Annotated in this window: 17 protein-coding genes; 2 read left to right on the top strand and 15 right to left on the bottom strand. The window is 64.8% G+C overall.

Annotated features, from left to right (window positions below; genetic code table 11):
- Window positions 1-11 precede the first annotated feature (11 nt).
- From THIMADRAFT_RS16005 to THIMADRAFT_RS15985, 5 genes are read right to left on the bottom strand one after another with little or no spacing between them, the layout of a single operon-like run.
- The gene (locus THIMADRAFT_RS16005; RefSeq protein WP_007194118.1) at window positions 12-1010 is read right to left on the bottom strand and encodes a glycosyltransferase family 2 protein; all 999 of its coding nucleotides are present in this window, start codon (window positions 1008-1010) and stop codon (window positions 12-14) included.
- Between the two features lie 15 nt (window positions 1011-1025).
- Entirely contained in the window at window positions 1026-2228 is a 1203-nt protein-coding gene (locus THIMADRAFT_RS16000) for a glycosyltransferase family 2 protein (RefSeq protein ID WP_007194117.1), read from the bottom strand.
- Window positions 2225-4498, bottom strand: a complete 2274-nt coding sequence (locus tag THIMADRAFT_RS15995; protein ID WP_007194116.1) for a hypothetical protein — start codon at window positions 4496-4498, stop codon at window positions 2225-2227. The genes THIMADRAFT_RS16000 and THIMADRAFT_RS15995 overlap by 4 nt, the downstream gene beginning before the upstream one ends.
- Window positions 4495-5739 carry a glycosyltransferase family 4 protein gene (locus THIMADRAFT_RS15990; protein ID WP_007194115.1) on the bottom strand — a complete coding sequence of 415 codons (1245 nt, stop codon included), beginning with the start codon at window positions 5737-5739 and terminating at the stop codon, window positions 4495-4497. Before THIMADRAFT_RS15990 ends, THIMADRAFT_RS15995 begins: the two co-directional genes overlap by 4 nt.
- A gap of 47 nt (window positions 5740-5786) precedes the next feature.
- Window positions 5787-7097: a glycosyltransferase family 4 protein gene (locus THIMADRAFT_RS15985; protein ID WP_007194114.1), complete on the bottom strand. Its 1311-nt coding sequence runs from the start codon at window positions 7095-7097 to the stop codon at window positions 5787-5789.
- Window positions 7098-7608: 511 nt separating this feature from the next.
- Between THIMADRAFT_RS15985 and THIMADRAFT_RS25815 the strand changes: the two genes are divergently transcribed.
- Window positions 7609-8502 carry a pilin gene (locus tag THIMADRAFT_RS25815; protein ID WP_139052859.1) on the top strand — a complete coding sequence of 298 codons (894 nt, stop codon included), beginning with the start codon at window positions 7609-7611 and terminating at the stop codon, window positions 8500-8502.
- Window positions 8503-8552: 50 nt separating this feature from the next.
- Here THIMADRAFT_RS25815 and THIMADRAFT_RS15970 read toward each other — a convergent pair whose 3' ends face one another.
- The 8 genes from THIMADRAFT_RS15970 to THIMADRAFT_RS15935 form a co-directional block, all read right to left on the bottom strand.
- Window positions 8553-10082: a phosphotransferase family protein gene (locus THIMADRAFT_RS15970; protein WP_007194112.1), complete on the bottom strand. Its 1530-nt coding sequence runs from the start codon at window positions 10080-10082 to the stop codon at window positions 8553-8555.
- A complete protein-coding gene (locus tag THIMADRAFT_RS15965) occupies window positions 10072-11727 on the bottom strand; it encodes a lipopolysaccharide biosynthesis protein (protein ID WP_007194111.1) in 1656 nt (551 codons plus the stop codon). Before THIMADRAFT_RS15965 ends, THIMADRAFT_RS15970 begins: the two co-directional genes overlap by 11 nt.
- 163 nt (window positions 11728-11890) lie before the next feature.
- Complete coding sequence (locus tag THIMADRAFT_RS15960; protein ID WP_007194110.1) at window positions 11891-13267, bottom strand: O-antigen ligase family protein; 1377 nt, start codon at window positions 13265-13267, stop codon at window positions 11891-11893.
- A gap of 38 nt (window positions 13268-13305) precedes the next feature.
- Window positions 13306-13911 carry an acyltransferase gene (locus THIMADRAFT_RS28405; protein ID WP_007194109.1) on the bottom strand — a complete coding sequence of 202 codons (606 nt, stop codon included), beginning with the start codon at window positions 13909-13911 and terminating at the stop codon, window positions 13306-13308.
- A 40-nt stretch (window positions 13912-13951) separates the two neighbouring features.
- Complete coding sequence (locus THIMADRAFT_RS15950; protein ID WP_007194108.1) at window positions 13952-14962, bottom strand: glycosyltransferase; 1011 nt, start codon at window positions 14960-14962, stop codon at window positions 13952-13954.
- Window positions 14959-16017: a glycosyltransferase family 4 protein gene (locus tag THIMADRAFT_RS15945; protein WP_007194107.1), complete on the bottom strand. Its 1059-nt coding sequence runs from the start codon at window positions 16015-16017 to the stop codon at window positions 14959-14961. Before THIMADRAFT_RS15945 ends, THIMADRAFT_RS15950 begins: the two co-directional genes overlap by 4 nt.
- Window positions 16018-16388: 371 nt before the next feature.
- Window positions 16389-16841, bottom strand: a complete 453-nt coding sequence (locus THIMADRAFT_RS15940) for a hypothetical protein (protein WP_007194106.1) — start codon at window positions 16839-16841, stop codon at window positions 16389-16391.
- Window positions 16842-16873: 32 nt separating this feature from the next.
- Window positions 16874-17266 (bottom strand): hypothetical protein, encoded by a 393-nt coding sequence (locus tag THIMADRAFT_RS15935; protein ID WP_007194105.1) that lies wholly within the window; start codon window positions 17264-17266, stop codon window positions 16874-16876.
- A 494-nt stretch (window positions 17267-17760) separates the two neighbouring features.
- Here THIMADRAFT_RS15935 and THIMADRAFT_RS15930 point away from each other — a divergent pair, with 494 nt between their 5' ends.
- Window positions 17761-19119 (top strand): sigma-54-dependent transcriptional regulator, encoded by a 1359-nt coding sequence (locus tag THIMADRAFT_RS15930; protein ID WP_007194104.1) that lies wholly within the window; start codon window positions 17761-17763, stop codon window positions 19117-19119.
- 133 nt (window positions 19120-19252) lie between these two features.
- Here the strand turns inward: THIMADRAFT_RS15930 and THIMADRAFT_RS15925 are convergent, their stop codons facing one another.
- Together THIMADRAFT_RS15925 and THIMADRAFT_RS15920 are read right to left on the bottom strand one after the other, a co-directional pair.
- On the bottom strand, window positions 19253-20881 hold the full coding sequence (locus THIMADRAFT_RS15925) for an LruC domain-containing protein (protein ID WP_007194103.1): 1629 nt from the start codon (window positions 20879-20881) through the stop codon (window positions 19253-19255).
- A 464-nt stretch (window positions 20882-21345) separates the two neighbouring features.
- Window positions 21346-23439, bottom strand: coding sequence for a GumC family protein (locus THIMADRAFT_RS15920; RefSeq protein ID WP_007194102.1), 2094 nt, complete (start codon window positions 23437-23439; stop codon window positions 21346-21348).
- Between the last annotated feature and the right edge of the window lie 51 nt (window positions 23440-23490).

Below are 23490 nucleotides of genomic sequence, written 5' to 3'. Positions count from 1 at the left end.
AGACTCGATGCTTACCAGGGTCTCGGCGGCGAGTGACGACCACCCGCAGTCTCGCGCCAGGCCCGATCGAGCAGGGCGACGATCGCCAGCGACTCGGCGCGCTTGGCTTCGCGCTGCGGGTCGCCGCCGCGGTTGCGCCAGGCGCGCACCCGGTGCCAGCCGGCCTCCAGTTGACGCACCGCCCAAGCCCCGAGCCAGCCATGGTGCTTGCGATAGTAGAGCAGGCCGCTGCGCATCCGCCAGAGCGTGAGCTGCGCGCCCTTGCCGGCCGCGCTCATGTCCAGGTCGCCATGGGTGCGCGAGGACTCGCCGCCGATATGGACCACCACCACATCCGGCCAAAAGCGAATCCGCAGGCCCGCCGCACGGATCCGGCGGCACAGATCGACCTCCTCGTAGTAGAGAAAGAACGCCTCGTCGAAATCGCCGATGCGGGCCAGCAGGTCGCGGCGGACGATCGAGAAGGCACCGGGGACCCAGTCGACGTCTGCCGGTTCCATCGGGTCTGCCCAGGTGCGGTCGAATCGCCCGAAGAAGCGGCTGCGCGGGAAGCGTGCCGCCAGCCCGGAGAGGGTCAGGAGCTCGATGAGCAAGGACGGAAACATCCGGGCCGAGGGCTGCCATTCGCCGTCTCGCCCGATCAGTCGCGCCCCGCCCAGACCGATCCCGGGGTCCGCATCCATGTAGCGCACCGCGCGCTCCAGCGCGCCCGGTTCGAGGAAGGCGTCCGAGTTGAGCAGGACCAGATAACGCCCGCGGGCCGATTTGAACCCGAGGTTGTTGGCCGCCGCGAAGCCGAGATTGGTCGCGCTGCGGATCAGGGTCGCCTGCGGGAAACGCTCGGCGATCCGGTCGGCCGAGCCGTCGCGCGAGGCGTTGTCGACCACGATGATCTCATAGCTGACTGCGCCGGCCTCGGCGATCAGGGTCTCGATGCATTCCACGAGCAGGTCGCGCGTATTGAAAGAGACGATGACGACCGAGACATCGGGTACGCTTGAATCGGACATCGGCATGGCTCCCCCTTAATCCTTCTGCTCGGTTTCGTTGCGCTCGGTTCGTACCCAAGCGGCATCGGTTCGGGAGGCCCGTCCGATGGCGCGCAGGATGGTGAGCTTCCAAAGGATGTAGAAGGGTGCGCTCGCCAAGGCGAGCAGATCGCGCCAACCGCCGCCCCCGATGCGAATCGCCGCCAAGACATGCACGGCGACCAAGGCGAGGCCCAAAAGCGCATAGGTCCTGGTGGGGCCAAAGGGCGGCAGCAAGGCCGCAAGCAGCAACAACACATGAAAGGCCAACGGCAGCAACAGCAGCTCGAGCAACGGCTCGATCAGACGACGCTCGCCGGAGAGGACGCGGCGCAGCAGGATCGGGGTCCAGTCGAGAATCATCCTGAAGCGACCGCCCTCCCAGCGCGCGCGCTGGCCGGCACCGGCCTCTCGAGTGTAGGGCGCATCCGACCAAACCCCCGTGTTCGCGGCAAAGACCACGCGCCGACCGGCGGCGACCAAGCGCAAATGGTACTCCATGTCCTCAACGACGCTGGTCGCCTCGTAAGGCTCTTTCAGCAGGGTCTCGCGGGTCAGCCCGAAGCCGTTCCCGAGTAAGCCGACAGAGAGTCTCCAGCGCTCGCGCCCGCGCAGGCGAAGCACGTTGAACGCCATCCATGCAATGCCGCGGAGGCGCGCGCGCAGGCTATGCTCCGGATTGTCGAGCCGATAGCAGCATTGGATCGCTGCGGCACCGCGGCGCATCAGTCGTCGCAGCTCGGTGACCAGATTCAGCTCGACCCGCGTATCGGCATCGACCACGATAAAGCCATCGAAGGGTTCCTTCAGCAAGCTGCGGAAGGCGAAGTCGAGCGCATAGCCTTTGCCTCTGCGCTGCGGGTCCCGGCGCTCCAACACACGCGCCCCGGCCGAGCGCGCGAGCTCGGCGGTCGCGTCGGTGCAGTTGTCGGCGATGACGACGACCTCGAAACCCGCATCGCCCGGGTCGCAGGCACGCAACGAGGCGACGGTCTGCGCTATCCCCTCGGCCTCGTCATGGGCCGGGACCAGGACGGCGATCCGTTCGATCGGCACTGTGCGGTCCGCTTCGTCTTCGCGCCGCGGCGGGAGGATTCCGCCGAGCGTCAGCAGCAGCAGCTCGATGGTGCCGGGCAGGCTCGGCAGGGCAAGCAGGATGCCGAGCAGCATCCAGGGCCAGACAAGCGCGTCGTGCGTCATGGCAGCACCTCCGCCGGTCCCAGGACGACCAGGCTGTAAGCCGGAACGGTGACCCGAATCCGCGTTTTGCCGAGCGACCGAACGGCGAGGGGTTGCGGTCGAACCTCGTCCACGGTCTCGTTGCCTTTGAACGGCTCGGAGGCATCGAGGACGTACCCGCCCGTCGGTCTCGGGCTTTGCGTGTCCGGGAAGCGCAGCGTCAGGCGTCGGGGCTCGGGGGCATCCGAGACGATGGCGACCGACCAGCCCTGCGCGCCTCGGAAGGTGGCGACGTGCAATCCGGTATCCTCCTCGGTCATGGATGCACGGTGGAGATCGCCGCCGATGACCTGATTGAGCAAGGCGATCGCCCATCCGGTCGGGCGCAGTCGATCGCTGCGGGTCAGGTCGCGCGTGACGCCGAACAGCGGGACCAGACCCGCGTTGCCCTCGAGCCGCGTGTCGAAGCCGGCGAGCGTATAGACGCACTGGCGCCGCGCGCCAAGGGCCATCGCCTCGAGCAACCGCTTGGCCAAGGCGGGTCCGGAGGCGGCGCCCGTGACGATCGCGGCGCGGTCGTCTGCGGCGATGTCGCCCCGGGTCGTATGCAGATTGACCTCGTAGACGGCCAACTCCTGCTCGGCGGGTTGCCGTCCGGTGATCTCCTCCAGGCGTCCGCCGTCGTCCTCGAACAGCAGCTCGAGCGCCCGATCCCCATCGACCGCATCCAGGCGCGAGAGCATATAGGGGGCGACGGCGAGGATGTCGGCCTTCGTGCTGGCCGCGGCGACCTTGCCCGCCGCGTAGGGGTTGGCGTGTTGGGCGTTGACGACGCGGCGCAGTGCAGGATGGTTGCCGGCGCCGTCTTCGAGTGCCGTGAAGAGTCGGTCGGCTGCGGCGCCATGGTGAGCCGGGTCTTGGATGCCGGCCGGGCGGAAGATGGAATTCCAGTTCTCGTTGCCGAATTCGACCAGGACCTCCGAGAACCCGTCGGTCTCGATGCGTTCGGCAAGCCACGCGCCGAGACGCCGTGCCTCGTCGGTCGTGAAGGTCGTGGGCATGACCAGCCAGGGGTTGGCCCCGACGCTGCGGCTGAGATCGAAGAACTCGGGCAGACTATAGCTGAACTCTGCACCGTTGCCGGGTCGATACCGGCTTGCACGCCGGGCATGTGGCACGGCCAGGCGGTTGTCGAGCGTGTCGCCGAGCTGGTTCTGCCAGTCGCGCAGATAGCCGGGGCGCAGCTGCTGCAGGGCGGCGATGACCTCGGGCCGGAAGGCGTTCACGCCCGGGATTGCGGGGCCGCCGGATTCCGTGGCCGTTTCGTCTTCTGTCGCGATCGGGCCAAGCCAGACGTCGTCGAGATGCACCTGTCCCGGGCCGGTGACCTCGATGGCGAGCTCAAGCGCGCCGATCGGTCCTGCGTCGACGGCGTCGAAGGTGTGCTCGATGCGCTGCCAGCCCGGCTCCGGGCGCAGTGTTACGTCGAGAAAAGCTCCCGAGCCGTGACGCCGAAAGAAGATGCGCACGCGCGGCGGATCGCCGGTCTCGGCGTGGATCCAGAGCGAGAACAACCAGGGCCCCTCGACCGGCAAGAGCTTACCGGCACGCGTGCCGATGGTGTCGAGATGGCTGGCGAGGCGCAAGGTCGCGCCGGACAAGGGCGTGAGCGCCAAAGAGCGCCGGCCGGGGCTATCCGGGGCGATCCGTGCGGGATCAACTTGCACCTGTCCGTTGGTGCTGTCGGGCAGCCACCAGTGGGACGGCGGAAGATCGTCGCGAATGCGGGTCAAGGCAACGATATCTCCGGGGGCGAGGCGATCGTCGAGCCCGTCGGTAATCAGCTCGGGCAGCGCGCGGCTGCCCACGGCGCGTGAGTCGACGAGGGTTCCGCTTGCACCCGCCGCGGCACCGGTCAGGATCTCGTAAGTGGCGCCGGACCAGAAGCCGTCTTCGCGTGCGAGCCAGGTCTGATCGTCGCTGAACCTGTCTTGATCGGCATACGCGACCCGGACCAAAGCGCGGTCGATGATGCCCTCGAAGCCTGGATTCCGGAGGATGTTGCGCGGGAGCTGCTCCGCGCCCCAGTAGGTCGAATGACCGAGATTCATCCCGATGCGCTCGACATCCGGGACCAGCGGTACGGCCTCGACGATGGCCTCGACCGAGACAGGTGCGGCGAGGATCCGCAGATCGGTCGGTCTCTCGAGCACGGAGTCGCTCCGTGCGGCACCGGTTCCTGCGATCAGTGCGGCAAGTGCGGCGGCGCCGAGCAATCGGAGATCTGTCATGGCCTCGCTCCCAGGCGGCGCTGCAAGATGTCCGCCAAGCGTCGGGTGTTGGTCTCGAGGTCATATTTTTCGATGACCCGCCGCCGTCCGGCCTCGCCGAGCTGGCGGCGACGCTGCGGATCCGCGATCAGATCCGCGATCGCCTCGCCTAGCGCGGCCTCGTCCGAGGGTGCGACCAGCACGCCGTCGACCCCGTCGCGGATCAGCTCGGGATGCCCCGTAATGAAGGTGGTCACGCAGGGGATCTCCATCGCCATTGCCTCCATCAGGACGACCGGGATGCCTTCGGCGAAGCTCGCGAGCGCAAAACAGTCCGCCTCGGCATAAATGGCACGGATGCGGTCCTGGTTGACGACGCCTTCGAAGACGACGCGCTCTGCGAGCCCGAGCCGGCGCACCTGCTCCTCGAGGGACGCACGGTCGGGACCGCCGCCGACCAGGCGCAGGCACACGTCATGACCCTTGCGCACCAACGCCGCGACCGCATCGACGAGGATGTGCTGCCCTTTGGCCGGCACAAGACGCCCGACGCACAGGATCTGAAAGGGCGACGGGTGCTCGCGAAAGGGCCGCGGGCTGAAGGCGCTTGGATCGACCCCGAGCGGGGCGATCTCGAGCTTGGACCAGTGCGCGGGCGTCGAGAGCTTCATGAGCTGGCTCCGACAGTAATAGCCGATGCAGCAGATGAAGGCGGCACCCTCGATCTTTTCGGTCAAGCGATAGCCGGGGGCGTCATAGAACTCGTCCGGACCGTGGACCGACATCGAGAATCCGATCGGGAAGATGCGTGCGGCGATCAGCCCCACGGTGGCGGCCGGGGTCGCGAAATGGACATGGAGATGGCCCAGGGCGCGTCCGGTCAGCCAGTGGCCGATCATGACGGCCTCCACGAAGTAGAAGAGGCTGTAGACCCATCGCTTGATGTCCGTGCCCCCGAGCCGGAGGGCAAAGAGCAGGCCCTTGGCATAGTCGCCGGGACGCGCGCGCAGGGTGGCCCAATGCGCGCGCAGCGCCCCGCGCAGGCCGTCCGCCTTGACGAAATAGGTCGTCGCCGCCTCCTCGCGCTCTTCCTCGGCCAAGGACTCGGCGGGTCGATCCGGACTGTTGATCGAGGCGACGTCGATGCGGATGCCGAGCTCGCGCAGACGGCGCACCTCGCGCAGGATAAAGGTGTGCGAGGCCGCCGGGTATTGGCTGACCAGATAGGCAAGCGCCAAAGGTGTGCGAGCATTGTCGTTCATGCGTGTTGCGTCCTTGGCGATTGGAGATTGCAGAGGTCAGCCGCGGCTCACGAGCCGATGTTTGTTCGGCGCCGGTTGCGGGCCGTGACCGGGTCGGCGAGCAGATCCCGATACAGCTCGATGGTCGAGTCCACCTTCGCGTCCCAGGCGTAGCGTTCTTCGGCCCGGCGGCGTCCTGCCTCCCCACGCTCTCGCCAGATCTCGGGGTTGCGGACCAGGTCGCGCAGCGCGGCAACGAGCCCCTCGACGACGGCCTCGGGTCCTGTCGGCGGCAGGGCCAAACCGACCGTCGGGTCGATGATCTCCGCCGGTCCACCGAAGTCCACGGCGATCACCGGACGGGCGCAGGCCATGGCCTCCAAGAGCACGGCACCGCCTGATTCGCGTACCGAGGGCAGACAGAAGACGTGTGCCGCGCGGATCTCCGCCGCCACCTCGGGAGGCGGGAGGTTGCCGGTGAAACGGACCTGCTCGTCAAGCCCGAGCCGGGCGGCTTGCTCGTGCAACTCACCCGACAAGGGCCCGTCCCCGACGATGCAGAGTCGGATCGGCATTTCCGGGACGAGTCGGGCAACCGCGTCGAGCAACATCCCGACTCCTTTGAAGGGCACGAGGCGTCCAACAAAGACCAACCGCAGCGGCTCGCCCGCCACACCCGGCGCGGTCGGCCAGGGTGCGGCCGGAAAGGTGTCGAGCTCTACCCCGTTCTCCAGCACGGGTAAGCAGAGGCGATGATAGCGCCGCGGGATGCCGGCGACTGTGGCGCGTGTCGCAGTCAAGATGGCCGTCGCATGGCGCGTCCCGCCCGCCAACGCATCCACGACACGCCCGAGATGGCGCACCGGGTAGAGCCAGGCCGAGTCCGCACGGAGGATGTCGCGAAACCCCGGCGGCAGACCCAGGTTGCCGTTCCAGGGTCCAAGCACGACCGGAAGGCCCAAGCGGTGCAGGCGGGTGGCCGCGAGCGGCGAGACCGGGGTCGGGGCATGCGCGATGTCCCACGGCATTCCGCCCCGAGACTCTGCCCGGGCGATGCGCAATGCCTCGCGGTCGTAGACATAGAAATCCAGCGAGGAGACCAGGAAAACGGCATGCTCGCTTTTGGGGAAGATCCGCGAGGCGACCCGATACAGCGGGCCGGCAAACCACTCGGTATCGACATAGAGGATGCGGCTTTCGCCGACCGGCCCGCCGGCCTCGTCGATTGCGGGACGGTTGCGGACATGGGTGAGCAAGGTCGTCGGCAGCCTGCGGGCGAGACGGCTGTACCAGTGCCAGCCGATCTGGGAGACCGAGCCCATTCCCGGGCCACATTGATAGGCGGACAGGAGCAAACGAGGCCCTCGTGCTTTGGTCATGCCTGTCCGCCCTCCAGCCGTTGTCGTCGTTTCCGAGCTTCCGTCGAATGAGTGTAGATCCATGCGATGCGGGGCTCCAGTCCTATCGACGGGATCGGACCCGGGGTCGACTTCGGCGATCTCGGCGAGATCGTCCGGATTCGTGTGCTCGACGGAGGGACCGGAGCGGCCGATCTTGCGGGTGCGCTCGTCGGCCGTTCCCCGAGAGCATGGACGATAGTCCCCTGCGAGCCTGCGACATGGGTCACCTTTTGACAGGCAGCGACCCGGCGTGTCTCCGGCTGGCGGTGACCTCGGTCCCGACACGAACGGTCGGTTCGGCGCCCGGTTCCGACAAGGAGTCAGGCGGTTTGTAGCTCCGGCGGACGCTCGACCGGGTCGATTGGCCGGATCATCACAGGTTGCATGGTCCGGTCTTTGCCTGCAAGGTCCGGTGACATGGATGCATAGGGGCTCGCCGTCTCGATGCCTCGGCTGACCTGTGTCGTTTCCGAAGTGGGCCGCGGCTCGGGTGCTCGAGGCGGGATCAAAACAGATTTTCAAGGGAGCAGGTGTTCAGATGAATCGCCGAATGAATTACGCCCAGAAGGGCTTCAACCTCATCGAGGTTATGATCGTCGTGGCCGTGATCGGGCTCCTTGCAGCCGTTGCCGTTCCTGCGTTTCAGGACTACAGCATTCGCTCCAAGGTGAGCGAGGCGCTGGGGATGGCGTCATCACTCAAGAGCACCGTGGTCGAACAGGCGGCAAACGGCGGTCTCGCGAACGTGAAGACAGGTATCGTCGGCGATTCGGCTTCGTTCAGTCGCTATGTCAGGGCGCTCGCGATCGAGGATGCCGGGGTGATCTCGGTGACGACTCAGAACACCGGTGCGAGGGTTGATCCGGAGCTGCGATTGGTTCCGAGCGAGAACGGCGGCGGGATCGTCTGGAGCTGTCTGAAGACGTCGGCAACGCTCGCGAGTCAGGTTCCGCCGATTTGTCGCGACGACGTCGCCGGGGGCTACAGGACGTCCACCGATCCGAAGGACATCGAAGACACTGTCGCCGAGCTGATGAGGGCGTTTAAGGAATTTACGAAAAAATGGTTGGCGGATGGGGGGGTGTTCAAGCCGGATAATGTGGGTAACGCCTCTTTCTCCTGGAGCAATAATACCCCGTTCATGGACGCGTTTTTTGAGTTCGCAGGCATCACGGACTTCAATCGCAGCGGATACGCTCCGATCTCGGACTTCAAGGTCTTCTACAAACGCGACGCAAACGGAAAAATCACATCCGAGGTGTCCGGCGTTTATCTGCAGATCGGCGGTACACGACATGTTCTCTTCTCGAATGGTGATACGGCCTCCGGTAAGCATTACGGCGATTTCCTCGCCGGCGACCCGAAACAGCTCACGCCGCCTTGACGCTTAGAGCGAATGCGCTTGCCGGGACTTCGAAGCATACGGACACGCGGTCAGGTCAGCCCGTCGAGGTAAGGCGCGACACGGGCGTGAATCGGCAGCAGGAGCCCGCCGCCGGAGGTCGGGTCATCGTGTACCGGCGGTCGAATGCCGTCGAGCTCTTCCCAGCGTCGAGCGAGATAGCTGAACCACAACGCAGGGGCCTCGCCGGTCGGAATATGCATGCGTACCAGATAGTTGCCGAGACAGCGGCGTGCCAGCGCCTTCGGGGCGCGAGCCGAGCAGAGCAGGTAGGCGAGGTCGCCGAGCGGGATGCCCTCGAAGGTCGAGGAACCCCAATCGAGCACTCGGAAATCCGAGCCGTCCGCGTTCGTCAGACGGGTGTTGTAGATGCCGAGATCCCCGTGCTCCAGGATCATCGGTAGAGAGGGTGCGAGGCGTTCGAGGTCTTCCAGGGCGGCCGCGGCCTGATGCTGGGTCTTACGGGGCAAGATCCGGCGTGCGACGAGCCGCTGCAACGGTGCGACGTGACGGGCCGCGATGTCCGTCCGGTCGGGTTGTCGACGGGTCGCGAGCCCCAGCGCCGCCAGCCAGTCGGCCATCGCCAGACAGAATCGCTTGCGGCTCTGCAGGCGCCAGCGGATCCCGAAGAAGGGATGAGTGGGCTCGAAGTCATAGGCCAGCGCCCATCGTCCCGCCACCACGGCGGAGTCGGTCGGTCGGATGATCCGGGCCGCCGCGGTCGGGCCCAATGCCTGCTCGATCCGATCCAATTGCTCGGCCTCGGCGCGCAGGTGTTGCCCGCCGGGAAAGCGCGCTGCCTTGATCAGGCGCTGCGGCTGTCCGTGCGCGTCGAGACTGAAGGCCAGAACGGGATTGCCCGGTCCAAGTCGACCGGATGCCAGCAGCCAATGATCTGCAGGTGTCTCGCGGATGGCGTCGGTGCCCATCGAGGCGAGTGCGCCGCGCAGTGTGCCCAGCAGCGTGGGATGAGGCTCGGCACCTTCGCGTCGATAGAGCGCGATCCCTTGCTCGGGCAGACGCCGCGCGGCCGCGCCGGCTGAGAATCGTGCGAGCAGACCCGTGAGCGACCGCGACGGATAGAGCCGAAGATCGCGTGCGGCGGCCCGAAAGCCGGCTGGGTGGTCGGGGATCAGTACCCGGAAGGCGGGCCAATCCGGATAGGCCCGCCAGCGGCCGATCGGGGTGAGTCCGGAAGACGTCGAATCGACCTCCCGGCCAAGGAACCGACATAGAACGCCGCCCGCTCTGAGATGGCGCCCGGCCGAGACGTCTTCGGAGAAGACCAGGTCGTATTCGCCCTCGGGGGCGCCGATTCGGCGAACCCGCTCGGGCGCCGCGAGAGCGGCCATCGCCGCCAATGTCGTCTCGTGCAATCGGTCCTGCGGCGGCTCGACGACCAGATCGATCGTGCCGAGCTCGCCCGCGAGATGCGGGAGAAAGGCGGGCTGATGCGTGCCGATCACCAGCGTGCGGACATCGGGTCCGATCGGAAGCAGGAGTTTGAAGTCCGCGAGACGATAGTCATCGGCGTGCGCCGACGCCCCGAAATCAGTGCCCATTCGGATGCTCTCTCTTGCGTAGGAACCGTGCGCCGCCTAGGCGTCCGGTCAAGCCTCGAACCTTGACGGCAACAAAGTCTTTTTCGCCTGCATCGAACTGGAAGAACCACAGGATCGCGGCCTGCAAAGCGCAGTAGACGATTCCCGCGACCAGCACCAGGACGATGCTGCCCCAACGATCGTCGCCGACCGACTCGACCCAGGGGCGAGCCAGCAGATAGAGCCCGAATCCGGTCAGGTAGGGCCAGAGACCGGGCAGCAGGGCGCCGCGAACAAAGCGCCCCTGCCCCAGTTCGAGGAAGCGATTGGTGTAGACCATATAGATCAGCGCGCTCAGGATCATGGCCAGGGCGACCGCCAGCGTGATCACCACCACATCGATACCAAAGATCAGGAATCCTGCGCCGACCAGGATGACCACCAGGGCAAGTTGGGACAGCGGGTAGATGAGCTCGCGTGCGGGGATCCCCATGCCGCGGTAGATGTTCGAAGCCGGTCCGGTCAGGATGTTGAGCTGGAAGGGCAATGTGAAACAGGCCAGGATCAGCGGCGCCAAGGCAAATTCCGGATTCGGCCCCAGCCAGGCGACCATCAGGGGCGCTGCGAAGGCGGCCATGAAGCCCATCATGAAGCCGGTCACCAGATTGATGTACCGCGCGCCTTTGAAATAGAGCTCGAGGAGCTCGCCGCGGCGCTCCTGCGAGTGCATATAGGAGGTTGCCGGCAGGAAGACGGCGTTCATGGAGCCCGGGATCGAGGTCGCCATCACCGGGAATTTCTGTGCGACGTCGAAGAGGCCGGTCGCCTGTACATTGATGAAGAGTCCGGCGATCAGCTTCTCGATCGAGCGCAGGAACATCCCGAGAAAGCCGGAGAGTTGGACAATGCCGCCATAGCGGTAGAAGAGCGCGAGATCGGCCCGATTGAAACGCCGCAGCGAGATCGTCAGCCCCGGGATATTGCGGAAGCAGAGCCAGACATTGACGCTGATCGACACCAGATAGCGGATCGCGAAGGCATAGAGCAGGCTATAGACCCCGAGTCCGGCGACCAGGAAGACCACGACCAGCAGGGTCTCGAGCAGGAAGGTCCCGACCCAGACCTGGTTTTGCTGCACGATGCGTTGCAGGCCCGTCAGGACATACGCGAAGGCGCCCCAGCTCAGCTCGAGTGCGAAGATTGCCGCGCTGCCGAAGATGAGCACGAATGCCGTGGTTCGTAGATCGGGCGAGACCGAGAGCGCGTCGATCAGGGTCGGCAGCCCGATCCAAAGAAGCGCGAGCGCAACCAGGCTGATCAAGCTCACCACCGTCAAGCCGGTCGACAAGAGATCGCCGATCCGATGCTCTTCGCCTTTGGCGTGATACTGGGCGACGTAGCGGATGTAGACGTTGGAGACCCCGAAGGCGCTCATCCCCAAGTAGCCGATGAGGATGAAGGAAATCGCCCAAATGCCGTATTCCTCCAGACTGATATAGGCCAGGACGATCGGCGGGATGAAGAAGCGGGTGACCAGATAGAGGAGCTTGGCGCCGACCGAGCTGAAGATGTTGCGGCTGACCAGGCGGTTCATGCCGCCGGCGTCGAGTCGAGCGCCTTGCCCCTGGACAGAGGACTTGGCCTCGGGTGTAACCTTGTCCGTCATGGCTGTCGGTCCTCTGTCCTGCTGCTTCGTTGATCCGGCTCGGTCGCGCCGAGTCCATGTCCCGGTGTCCGTCGCCCGAGATCCGTCATCTGCGTGAGTCGATTCGGACGCGACTCTGCCTGCGAACCTAAGAATACATGATGCCGTCGGGGTTGATCGGTGTTCACGTCATGACGCGACGGAACCGGTGGGTCGGTGCCGGCTCCGAGGGTGCGACGGCCTCCGTGCCGATCCCCTCGACACCGGAGTCCATATAGGCAATACCCCAGCCGGTGATCATGAAGAGCAGCGGAACGGCTTGCAGGCCGAGATAGACGGTGGCGATCGAGAAGCCGACCGCGAGATAGAGACTCGCCAGCGTAAAGGCCAGCGAGCTGCCGCGCGGCTCGGCGAGGGGTTGGCGCATCCCGTGCGCGGTCAGGCGGACCAACATGACGAGGATGATCGCGAGCAAGCAGACCAGGGCGATGAGCCCGTGCATCAAGAGCAGCAGCAGATAATAGTTGTCGATCGAGGGCATGCCCGGGACCTTGGGCCACGCCGTCAGCCCCCAGCCCAACCAGATCCGTTCGGCGGCGATCTCGGAATATTCGGTCAAGAGCTCCCACCGGTAGGCGGCCGATTCCTGGGCCACGGTTTCCGCTCCCTCGCGCCCGACCGAGACGTAGTCGAGGAACCAGATCACGCCGGGGATGCCGACGAAGAGGATGAGCGCAACGACGGCACCGATCGCGGCGACCCGTTGGCGCGAGCGCCCGATCATCACCAACATCGCCGCCAAGATGGCCCCCATCCAGGGGCCGCGTACCATCGTCATGATGACCCCCGCAAGCAGTCCGAGGGTGATGAGGCGCCCCTGACTGATCGGCAGCCAGGGGGCGAAGCGCGGTTTGGGCTCCCATGCGCCGCTCCATTCGAGCCAGCGCTGGATGCGGTAGCCGATCACCATGACGATACCGGCCAGAATGGCATGCCCGTAAGGTCCTGCGACACGCGCGAAACCCCAGCGGAAGGTCGTGACCCAGCGCGCCTGACCGGGAAAGAACGGGTCCAGGATCATGCGCCAGGGCGTGGTGCCGAAACGGAACTCGTAGACGGAGACCGCCGAGATGATGAAGAGACAGATCACGATGGTCTTGGCGAAGCGGACCCGATGTCCGGCGGGCTCGATCAGGCTCTTGGCAAAGATGTAGGGCAGCACCACCCAGGTCAGCATGTTGAACATGAGGTTCTGGGCATCGCTGTAACCCGAGGCACGGTATTCCGAGATGCTCGCGGCGAGCGCGAAACCATAGACCAGCAGATCCATTGAATGAAAGCGGAACCCCGGCGTCCCGCGTGCGAAGAAAGCAACGGCGGTGCCGACGGCAGCGGCTTGACCGAAGGTCGGATCCGGCAGGCCGGGTGCGTTCCAGCGATAGTATTCGGGGAGCAGCATCATCGACGGCAGATAGACCGTCAGGAATGCCGCATGCGGTCCTCGGGTCAGTCCGATCCAGCCCGCCAGAAGGCCCGGGATGAGGGCGATGATCGCAAGCACGGGGCGGCGCGCTCAGAAAGAGGCGGCGGTCGTCTGGATCACGCCATCGCAGGCGCATCCGCTGCCGACCGAACGACACGGGCGGGAACGCCGACTGCGACCGCTCCGGCCGGGATGTCTCGGGTCACGACGGCGTTGGCCCCGATCACGGCTCCGTCGCCGATGGTCACGCCGGGCAGCAGGGTAACACCGCGCCCGATCCAGACCTGACGCCCGATCTCGATCGGACGGCTCTCGTGGCCGGACCAACGTAGCGCCGTATCCGTGCCGGTGCGATGGTTCGCGTCGCGAATGCTGGTGTATTCGCCGACCATGCTGCCGTCGCCGATGCGGATGCGTTCGAAGGCGACCAGATGGACCCCGCGCGAGAGGACCACCTCGTCGCCGATCTCGATCTCGCCCGCCCCTTGGGTTTCGAGATAGAGACCGGGGTAGAGATAGAGTTGGCGGCCCAAACGGATCTTGCCGGTTCCGTGGATCTCGGGGACTCCGAGTACGACGACCGAGGGATCGAGCGGCGCGGCGATCCGCTCCGCCAAGCGGGCATGGCTCCACAGGCGCACGAACGGATTAAACAGTCGTCGCCGCAGGCGTGCGATCGGGATCAGTGCGGCTACCGCGAAGCCTTTGATATCTTTGCTCATCGCTCGTCCTCAATCGCGCCGGGGTCGGTCGATTCTCGGCCTATTTGTACTCGATCAGGCGCCGTCGACGCCCGGCGCGTCGATCACGATAAAAACCCAGCTGCCCGAAGAGGATCGGAATCTGTTGCAGGTGCGAATGCACCCCGTACAGCAGGCGCGTCACCGGGCTCGGATCCTTCCACTCCACCCGGCGCGCGGTGCGCACGATCAGGGCTAGATAAAAAGCGATCGGCAGCAACAGCGGCCAGAGGCTTTCCAAGACGACGGCGGCGGCGATACCGCCCGGAATCGCCAAGATCAGAATGGCCGCGTGGATCCAGTTGCGCCGAGCCTCCGCGGACCACAGTGGATAGTCACTGTTGCGGAATCGCGCCGCGACCTCCGCGTAGGCATGGCCGGCCCGCTCGGCACGTCGCCAATACTGCTCCCAGCGGGTGATCGCCAGATCGTGCAGGGTCATGGGCTGGTCGATGTGCTCGATGCGGTAATTCAGCGTGCGCAGCCGTTGACAGAGCTCCGGCTCTTCGCCGGCGATCAGGCTTTCGTCGAAGCCGTTGACCTCCTCCAATGCGGCCCGGCGCATCAGTGCATCCCCGCCGCAAAACGCGCTCGGACCCGGCGGATAGATCCAGTCCAGATCCAGCACCCGGTTGTAGATCGACGCCTCCGGGTGCAGCTCGCGGCGGTGTCCCCAGACGACGGCGACGTTCGGATCCTTCAACAGGGGCAGTGCGCTCGCGACGAAATCGGGATCCAGGATGGTGTCGCCGTCCAGAAAGAGCACCACGGGTGCTTTTGCCGCGCGCCATCCGGCATTGCGACCGAGCGCGGCGGAGGGGCGTTGCGGATGCACCACGATGACCTGTGCCCCGAGCCCACGAGCCCGCTCGGCGCTGCCGTCCTTGGAGTCCGAGTCGACATAGATGATCTCGATCGTGCCGCGGACCCCGCGAATGGCCTGCACGGAACGCAGGCAGCGCACGAGCCGTGATCCCTCGTTGCGGCCGATGATGACGACCGATAGCGCAACGCTCGATCCATTCGGGTTCATGGCTCGACTCCATTGAAAAGCCGCCGATAGTCGGCGATGCGTGCTGCAGCGGAAAAGCGCGTCGCCAGTTGATGGTCGGCGCCTGCGACCAGGCGATTGAGCGTGTCGGCATCGGCCGTTTGAAACGTTGCGAGTCGACGAGCAAGGTCATCGGCGTCATCGGCGCGAAAGCGGTGGCCGCTCACCCCGTCCTCCACCAAGGATCCGGCCCCGCCGCTGTCCGGCACCAGCACAGGTATCCCTGCGGCCATCGCCTCCAGGATCGCAAGGCCGAAGGGTTCGACGGGGCAGAGGTGCAGCAAGAGATCGCTCCGGGCCAATTCGTCCGGCACCGCGTCGGAGAAGCCCGCGAAGGTCACCTGCGGATGGTTGGTCCGTGCTCGCTCGCGCAAGACATCCAGATCCCAACCCGTTCCGAGGATACGATAGTCGAGAGTCCTTGGCCCGGCATGGCGGTCGAGAGCGTCCAGCAAGAGATCGACCCGTTTGATGGGATCGACGCGGGAGACGATCAGTACATGCCGAATACCGGGGCTCTCGAACGGCAGGCGCCGGGGGCGCGAGGCGACATCGTCGGAGCCGAGAAAATTCTCGATGACGGTGATCCTGTCGGCGCGCACACCGTTGGCGACGAGCCGCTCGCGCACATAAGCGGAGACCGCAACGAAGCGAACCCCCGCGTGGTTGAGCATCTTCTTGCGCCCGTAGCTGTCGCGCTCGTCGGTGCCGCCGTGAACCATATGGATGTGCACGCCGCGACGCCGATAGATGGCGTTCAGGGCGGCAAAGAGGACCGAGTGGGTGACCGCTGTCGCGGCAAAGGAGACCTCGCGGTGAGTCGAGAGCTCCCGGCGCAACAGAAGGGCGAGGTCCCGCGGGTTCGCGAAGGCGATGCTTTGCACGCCGCGTCGCTGCGCTTCGGCAAGGACCGGACCCGGCGGTGCGCACAGCAGCGGATCGACACTTGCTCCAAGACCCTCCAGGGTTGCGAGGGCCATGCGCTCCGTGCCGTAGAGGTTGCCACTGTGCAAGACGTACAAGAGCCGCGGCGTCATCGCGTTCCCCTGGTCGGGATTTCGTTCGGGGTTGTTTGCGGCATTGCGTGCGATTCGAGCCCTGCATCGCTCGACTCCCGGTCATCCGTGACTCGGGCCGTTTCTCGATGCCGGTCGATCCGGATTCGACGTACACGGCAGTTCGGCGGCGCGATGCAATGGAATGGCGGCAATCCGCGCTCTGAATAGTAACAGAACGCGAACCCCGCGCCCTCGTCCGACGTTGCGTCGATACGAGCCGACAGCATCGGCAGGTGCCCCGCTTGAGTCCCGGTGACGATGGGGACCGCAGCGGTTAGGGCGGCTGTTTCCGAGTTGGATTTCAGTCCGACCCCGGCATCGGGTTCGATGCGTTCAGGCGGACCAGCACCCTACTCCCCCCACCCGAACAGCACAGTGACCTCGTCGCTTCCCGGGGCAATGCCCACGTTCGGATTGTCCGTGCGCAGGCGAATCGTCACGCCGCGATCACTCTGAATCCAAAGATCGTCGCTGCTGACATCCGTTTCCGAGGGGTCGGCAAGCGACGTGACGAAGATGTCTTCGAGATCCATCAGTTTCTTGAGCCCGCTGACCTCTCCGGTCACGCTCACGGTGACTCCGGCCGCTCCGCCGATGCCCAAGCCGTTGACCCTGACCTCGTAGGCATCGTCCATGTAGGTCAAGATGGCCCGCTCCAGTTTCGCGCCCGCCGCATCGGCGAGGCGGATCGGCTCGAATTCAAGCTGACCGACGGAGACCGGCGGTGCACCCAAGGCGCTTCCGGTGATCAGCAGGGCGAGTGCCGCCCCGGTCCATTGTTTTTTCGATGTGAACGTCATCATGGGTCGAATCTCCCGAGCGTCGGTGAGCAGCGTTATTCGGCGTAGGCGATCAAGTTCTCGCCGACGATGAGGTCAAGGGTATCCTGCCGGTCAGCGGTGCGCACGACGACCACCACGCTGTCGAGGTGAGCGGGCAGCTGCAATTCGCCGAAGAAGCGGCCTTGCGTGTCGGTGAAGGCATTCTGCAGCAGCCGCAGACCGTTGGCCCCCTTGCTGTAGATGCTGAGCAGCGCCGGGTTGCCGTCGTTGGTTGCCAGGGCGATGTCCACCTCGGTCCAGCGGCTGGTCTCGTACCGGAATTCGGTGCTGGGTTGAACCTCGTCGATGTCCGCGCGGACCGAGGTGCTGTAGGCGGCTCCGGCCAAGACCAGAATCGTGAGGCCGATGTGCACCAGCGAGATCGACAGGGGGCGGCGGATGGTCATGGTGGCAGTCCTGAGGGCAAGATGAAGAATCTGTGACTAGATATACATCTTCCGTGCCAAACGCCTAAAAAATTGTAACGACTTGTTTTGTTTGCTTCTTTTTCCTGCCGCGGTCATCTGTTGGCAGCGGTTGCAGGGGGGGAGCTGCCAGATTCGCAGCTCGGTGGGTTTTGACCCTGCCGGTATGGCAGTCCCTGCCGATGCGGTCCCGTTCGATCGGTGGAAAGGTGATGATCAGCTCGATGTGCGAAAGGCGGCTCTGCCAGTCCGGCAGGGATGCCGCAGTCTCCACCGTCGCGCATCCCTGGCTTGCCGATTCTGATGTGCCGCCCGGGAAGCCTTATGATGTTTCGGATCGGCGAAGCTCCGTCGTCCGCCGAAGAAAATCGCGCGGAAACCGCGGTTCGAGCCTTCGCGCCGGAGTCATCGCCGATGGCGGTGATCGGGTTTGCGCACGCCGCTCCACTCTTGCGATTCGGATGAAAAGATCAGCCATGACCGACCATATCCTGCTGGTGAGCGTGGACAAAGAGGCCCGTCGCGATCTGTCGGAGACACTGAGTCGTTTCGGTTATCAGGTCAGCGCCGTCGCGGACGGGGACGGTGCTCAAGGGCTCTTGTCCTCCGATGCGCCTGATTTGATCCTGTTGGACGATCCATGGCCCGGCGACCTGGACGCGGATAGGATGGAGGCTTGGGCACAGGATCTCCCGATCCTCGTGCTCTGCGGCGAGGACGGGATGGAGGTTGCCCTGCAGGCCCTGCGTCTGGGGGCAAGCGAGTTCTTGGCCAAGCCCGTGGACCCGCAGGAGCTGGCCGGTGCGGTCCGACGGATCATCGACAACGTTCTCCTCTACAGGCGCGGCGAGTTCTACACCAGCGTGCTGCGGCACGAAGCCCCCAGCCTCTTGGTGGGCGAGAGCGCGCCTCTGCTGCGGCTTCTGGCCGATCTGAAGGCCGTCGCGGCGACGGAGGCGACGGTCTTGATCCTCGGCGAAAGCGGCGTCGGCAAGGAAAAGGTGGCCCAGGAAATCCACCGCTTGAGCCCGCGGGCCGAGGGGCCGCTGGTCGCTGTGGACTGTTGTTCGCTACCCGAGACACTGTTCGAGTCCGAGCTGTTCGGGCATGAGCGCGGGGCCTTTACGGGCGCGGCCCAACGCAAGCCGGGATTGATCGAGCAGGCGAAAGACGGGACCCTGTTTCTGGACGAGATCGGCGAGATTCCGGCCCCGATTCAGGCCAAGCTGTTGCGGGTGCTCGAGACCAAACGGTTCCGCCGTCTCGGTTCTGCGACGGACCTGAAGGCCGAGGTGCGGATCGTGGCCGCGACCAATCGGGATCTCGACGGGATGGCCCAGCGCGGTGAGTTTCGCCAGGACCTGTTGTATCGCCTCAATTCCTTCGTGGTCGATGTGCCGCCGTTGCGCGAACGCCGCGAGGATATTCCACCGCTCGTGCGGTATTTTCTGGCGCATCACGGGCAGTCCAAACGCATCGTCAAGCGCGCGAGTGCGTCGGCCATGCAGCAGTTGGTGGCGTATGACTGGCCGGGCAATGTCCGGGAGCTGCGCAATATCGTCGAGCGGGCGATCATCCTGTCCGGCAACAAGCTGAAGGTCGATCCGGAGCACCTCACGCTCTCTCGAACGCCCGCGAGTGCGCCGGACGACGGGGTGACGCTGAGGTTCGATCACGAGCCGACCCTTGCCGAGATCGAGCGGAGCTATCTGAAGCTGCTGCTCGAGCGCCACGAAGGGCACCGCTCTGCGGTGGCGCGGGCGTTGGGGATCGGAGAGCGCACGCTCTATCGGCTGCTGGCCGATCTGAAGGCGTCTTCCGAGGCTACCGAGTGAATGGGCCGGGACCCGCAGCCGAGTGCTGTGTGCTTCGGGGTGTCTGAAGGCGCCGCCGGTGGTGCGGCGCATCGCCGGCGGCGGGCCCCGGGCACGACCGAATGCCCATCCGCCGACACTGTCGATCGATCGTCTAAGGCTGAAACAGCAGCCCTTTGTTGATGTTGCCGATGTACCAGTTCGCCGTCGACCGACCGCCGCTTGCGCTCCAGGTGGCGAAGTCCGGGTAGGCGTCAGCGACGTCGTTCCATTCTGCCGGATGCGTCCAGTTCTCGGGCACGTCCAGCGCCCAGGGGAGGTTGTCGGCGGTCCGGTAGAAGCGGCCTTCGGCCGGGTTGGAGGCGTCGTCGCCCGTGCCGAAGAGGGTCGGGTCGGCCTTGTCCGTCGGCGGCCGATCCACCAGATGGATCTCGCGGCCCCGCTGATTCCTGTAGATGAATGGGTTGTACGGAGGGACGCCCAGGCGAGAGGCGCTCACGGGTTCTTTGAACTGGATCTGCGCCGTCAGCTGTACGGGCGAATGTGCGGCGCAGCTACTGATCGTGTTGAAGAAGCTGCAGGGCCAGCGTTCGCCGGTCTTGGCCAGGTCGGGCAGTTTCGGCGCCAGAATGAAGACCGCCTCGCGCTGGCCTGACTCGGCGGGTAACCCGACAGGTGTCTTATCGCCGATCGAGAGCGTGGTCGCGGCGGTGTCGATCAGACCACGCTCGATCCCGGGCAAATGGATGCCGAACGCGGTCTGCGCCGTGCCGCCGCGCGCGGTGATTTCGTAGATTAGCTTCAGATCGGTGACCTCGTTGTGGGCATTCAGGGTTTCCACGACCCGATAGGCCATCACCAGGTCGTTCATGTCGAAATCGCCCTTGCTCGGCCAGTTGTCTTCGAAGGCCAGATAACCAAAGCCGCTGGCGCTGGGATAGAAGCGTCGCGCGGCCCGCTTCGGATCCAGCGGAAAGGCGTCCATATCGTCGCTGATGCCGTCTCCGTCGGTGTCCTTCACCTGCAGGGTCAGCGACTGCACCTGGCTGCGATCGACGGCGGAAAAGGGCGACACGATGATCGCGATCAGCGCGTCGTTGAAATCGTGGTCGCTGCTTGACCAGGTCCGATTCATGTCCTCGAATCCCAGCACCAGCAGCTCATCCTCGGGCTTCGACAGCAGGACCGTGTGGGCGTTGAGATTATTGGTTCCGGCCGGTTCGGGGTTCAGCGTCTTCAGGGTGTGGAAGATTCTGTCGGAAGGCTGGTTCGAATTGACGCCCTTGCCTTTCCATCCGTCGGAGACCACGGTGAAGCCGACTGCAGTGCCGGCCTTGAATGTTCCAAGTTCGACCGCGTCGCCGAACTTCAACAACGGCAAGGAGAAATTCGGAAACATGATCTTCGGGTCGAGCGCGTTCGGCGATGCCGGTGTATTGGCCGGATCGAAGGTGAAATACCCGAGTGAATTGCGATACCCGGCGCCTTCATAGACGAAAGCGACCGTGATCTCCGCGTCTTCGAGCAGGGTGATGTTGGCTCCGAGATCATCGGTGATGAGTCTGGGGTCGTTCTTGCGGATATCCCGGCTTTCCGGCAACCGCGTGTGGATCTCGTTCAACAGGTCGGGAGGTATCCTGCTGCTGGAGTCCACGAGCGTATTGGGGACCCCGTCGGCATTGTACCCACCGACGTAGGACCAGGTCACCGCCAGGCCGGGTTGAGCCGCGGCGCCGAGCGCGACGGTGGCCAGTGAGGTCAAGAGAGGGTGGCGAATAGACATCGATGGGTTCCTATCTGTCGAGGCGTTTAGAGACTCGTCCGATAAATACATAATGCGTGCCATCGAAGTGCGCGTGCCGGAAAAATCGGAGGATCTGCATAAAAATACTTTTTAAATTAGTGAGTTAATTTTTTAAAAAACGCATGTGAGCGAGCCGCCGGACCTTTCGCTCAGTGCGCGCTTCGTGCGCCGATGTCGTTCGTTGAAAAGATATAAACCAATGTTTTTAATATAAAAAACGATTTTTTGGTCGGCCGTCGGGCACGCAAGGGGGTCTCCTCAAACCGGCCTCGTCTGCCGTTTCGGCAGGTTTCGCTCTGAACGACGTGCCGAAACGGCAGGCGACCCGATTGCAACACTGTCGAACCGGCAGACGGCTCGCTCCGAGACTCGGCCGCGGTGTGCTCGGGCCGAGCGCGAGGGAGGGCGGGATCGTTTCGGCGGCGGTTGTCTTTTGTGGTGCCTCATCGGCTTTTTGCGGCGATGGTCTTGCGGTATTCCTTCAGGACCTTGCCGTAGTAGCCGCCACCCAAAAAGACGGTCAGCCCGGTCATGATCAGGCCGACTGCCGGCGGTGCGGCTTTCTCGAGGCGTGCCGCGGAACCTTTGACCTCGCCGATTTGTGCGAGTCGTGCTCTCACCACCAGCCAGGTCGCGTCGCAGATGCCAGCCAGATACTCGGTGTCTGCGGAGAGGCGAATCGGGGCGGCGTCGATGAACACCATGTCGTACTGCGCATCCAGTCGATCGAGCACGCGTGGAAGATGACTGCAGTTGCTCATCTGTTCGTTGACCGAATCCCCGGTGCGGATGCGGTCCGGTAGGTTCTCGTCTCCCGGTACGATCGCGAGGGTGGGATCCAGGTCGTCCGACAGGATGTCGAGCAGGCTCGGGCGATCGGGCGTCGCCCTGTAGCGCGGGTCCGTAAAGAAGAGATTCGCTTCGATCACCAGGGTTCGCAGGCCTTGGCGAGTCAGCTCGCGTGCTAAATCGAGCACGATGGTGGTTGAACCGCAACCATCGCGAGCTGCGGTGACCAGGAGACGGCGCACACCGTTCGCGTCGTGCTCTCGCTTCAGCGCAAGGGCGAGCCGTCGCATCTGATCGGCGAGCAGCGCCCGGTGAGCCGGATCCCGGGAGGGTTCCAGGAAGGAACCCAAGGGTGGAAAGCCCACGAGCGACTGTACCTGCCGACTTGTCTGAACGCGCCGGTCGAACAGATCAACCGCAATCGCCGCCACCAGTCCCAAAATGCCCCCGAGCGCAGCGAAGACCACGGCAAGCTTGGTCCGCCCGCCGCTCACCGGCAGGATCGCCGGCATGGCCCAGGTCGAGACCCGGATGAAGCCCGGCGCACTTGCTTCGATCTCCAGAAACTCGATGCGGTCGTCGATCGCATCCAACGCCTTACGCTCGCGTGCGATCTCGTTGGTGGCGTCCAGTGCATCGTTGTAACGGGTCGAGAACCAGGCGGCCTGATTCTGTTGCTCGCGAAGCTGCGCACGCAGGACATCCTCGACCGCGGAGCGCTCGCGCACGAGCCCCCTGCGCTCCTCGAGCAGCATGACGGATTTCTCGGCGATCAATTGGGCCGAGGCGCTTTGGACCTCGTTCTCCAGATCATCGAGCTCGCGCTGCGCGATGCGCCTGACGGGATGATTCTCCGTGAGCCCCGTGGTTTGTTCGAGAACCTCGCTGCGTCGCTTGTACAGATTGGCCTTGAGACTGTTGAGTCCGGGATCCTTGGCGGCGATCTCGCTTGCCGCCGCGTTCAACGCCAGACGGGCCGATTCGCCACCGGTCGCGGCATCGTAGGTCGCCAACTCGGCGTCTGCCTCGATGCGAGCGCGCTCGGCCTTGAGGACGGCACTGGTGCTTTCGATCAAGAGGGTGTCATAAGGGTTGAGCGAGCCCTCGACAAAGGTGGTCACCCCGAGGACCTGAGCGAGCGCGTTGCGTTGCTCCGTGAGCGCCTGGATCCGCAGGACATGCGCCTTGCGGCGCTCGGAGAGGATCTCGATGCGATCCTCTCCGGCATAGATCTCCTCCTTTTTCGACTTTTCCAGGTAGACCGTCACGACGCTGTTGACGATCTCGTCGAGCCCGTCGGCGTTCTCCGAATCGAGACTGACGGTGATCAGATAGGTATCTCGGACATCGCGTACCTGGAGTTGCTGCTGCAGGCGTTCGGTCGCTTCCCGCTCGGACTCGTCGGGCCTGCGCCAAACGGCGGCACCGCGCTCACCGAGCCGCGCGAGCGCCTCCGAGACGATATCGTATCGATTGATGGTGCGCGCCTGCTGTTTCATGAACTGCTGAAACTGGGAGAAGGACTGGAATTCCAGCTCTTTGGAGTCCTCCAGAATATTGGCGAACCGGGGTGCGACGTAAATGACCGCCGTGGCGCGATAGACGGCGGTGCCCTTGATGTAGGCGACATAGGTTCCGCCGGTCGCGACGACCAAGGCAACCAAGACGATCAGGAGTTTGTGATTCCAGATGCTGTTGAGCGGCTGGAAAGCACCCGAGGAGACAGGTTGAGTAGGCGGTGCGCTCAAGGACGCCCCCCGACCGTCTTCCAAGGTTGCGCCGGCACATGGCGATGGATG

The sequence above is a fragment of the Thiocapsa marina 5811 genome, from assembly GCF_000223985.1.
Taxonomy (GTDB): domain Bacteria; phylum Pseudomonadota; class Gammaproteobacteria; order Chromatiales; family Chromatiaceae; genus Thiocapsa; species Thiocapsa marina.
The sequence above is the reverse complement of the archived record's forward strand: the minus strand, read 5'-3'. Positions and strand labels throughout refer to the sequence as shown.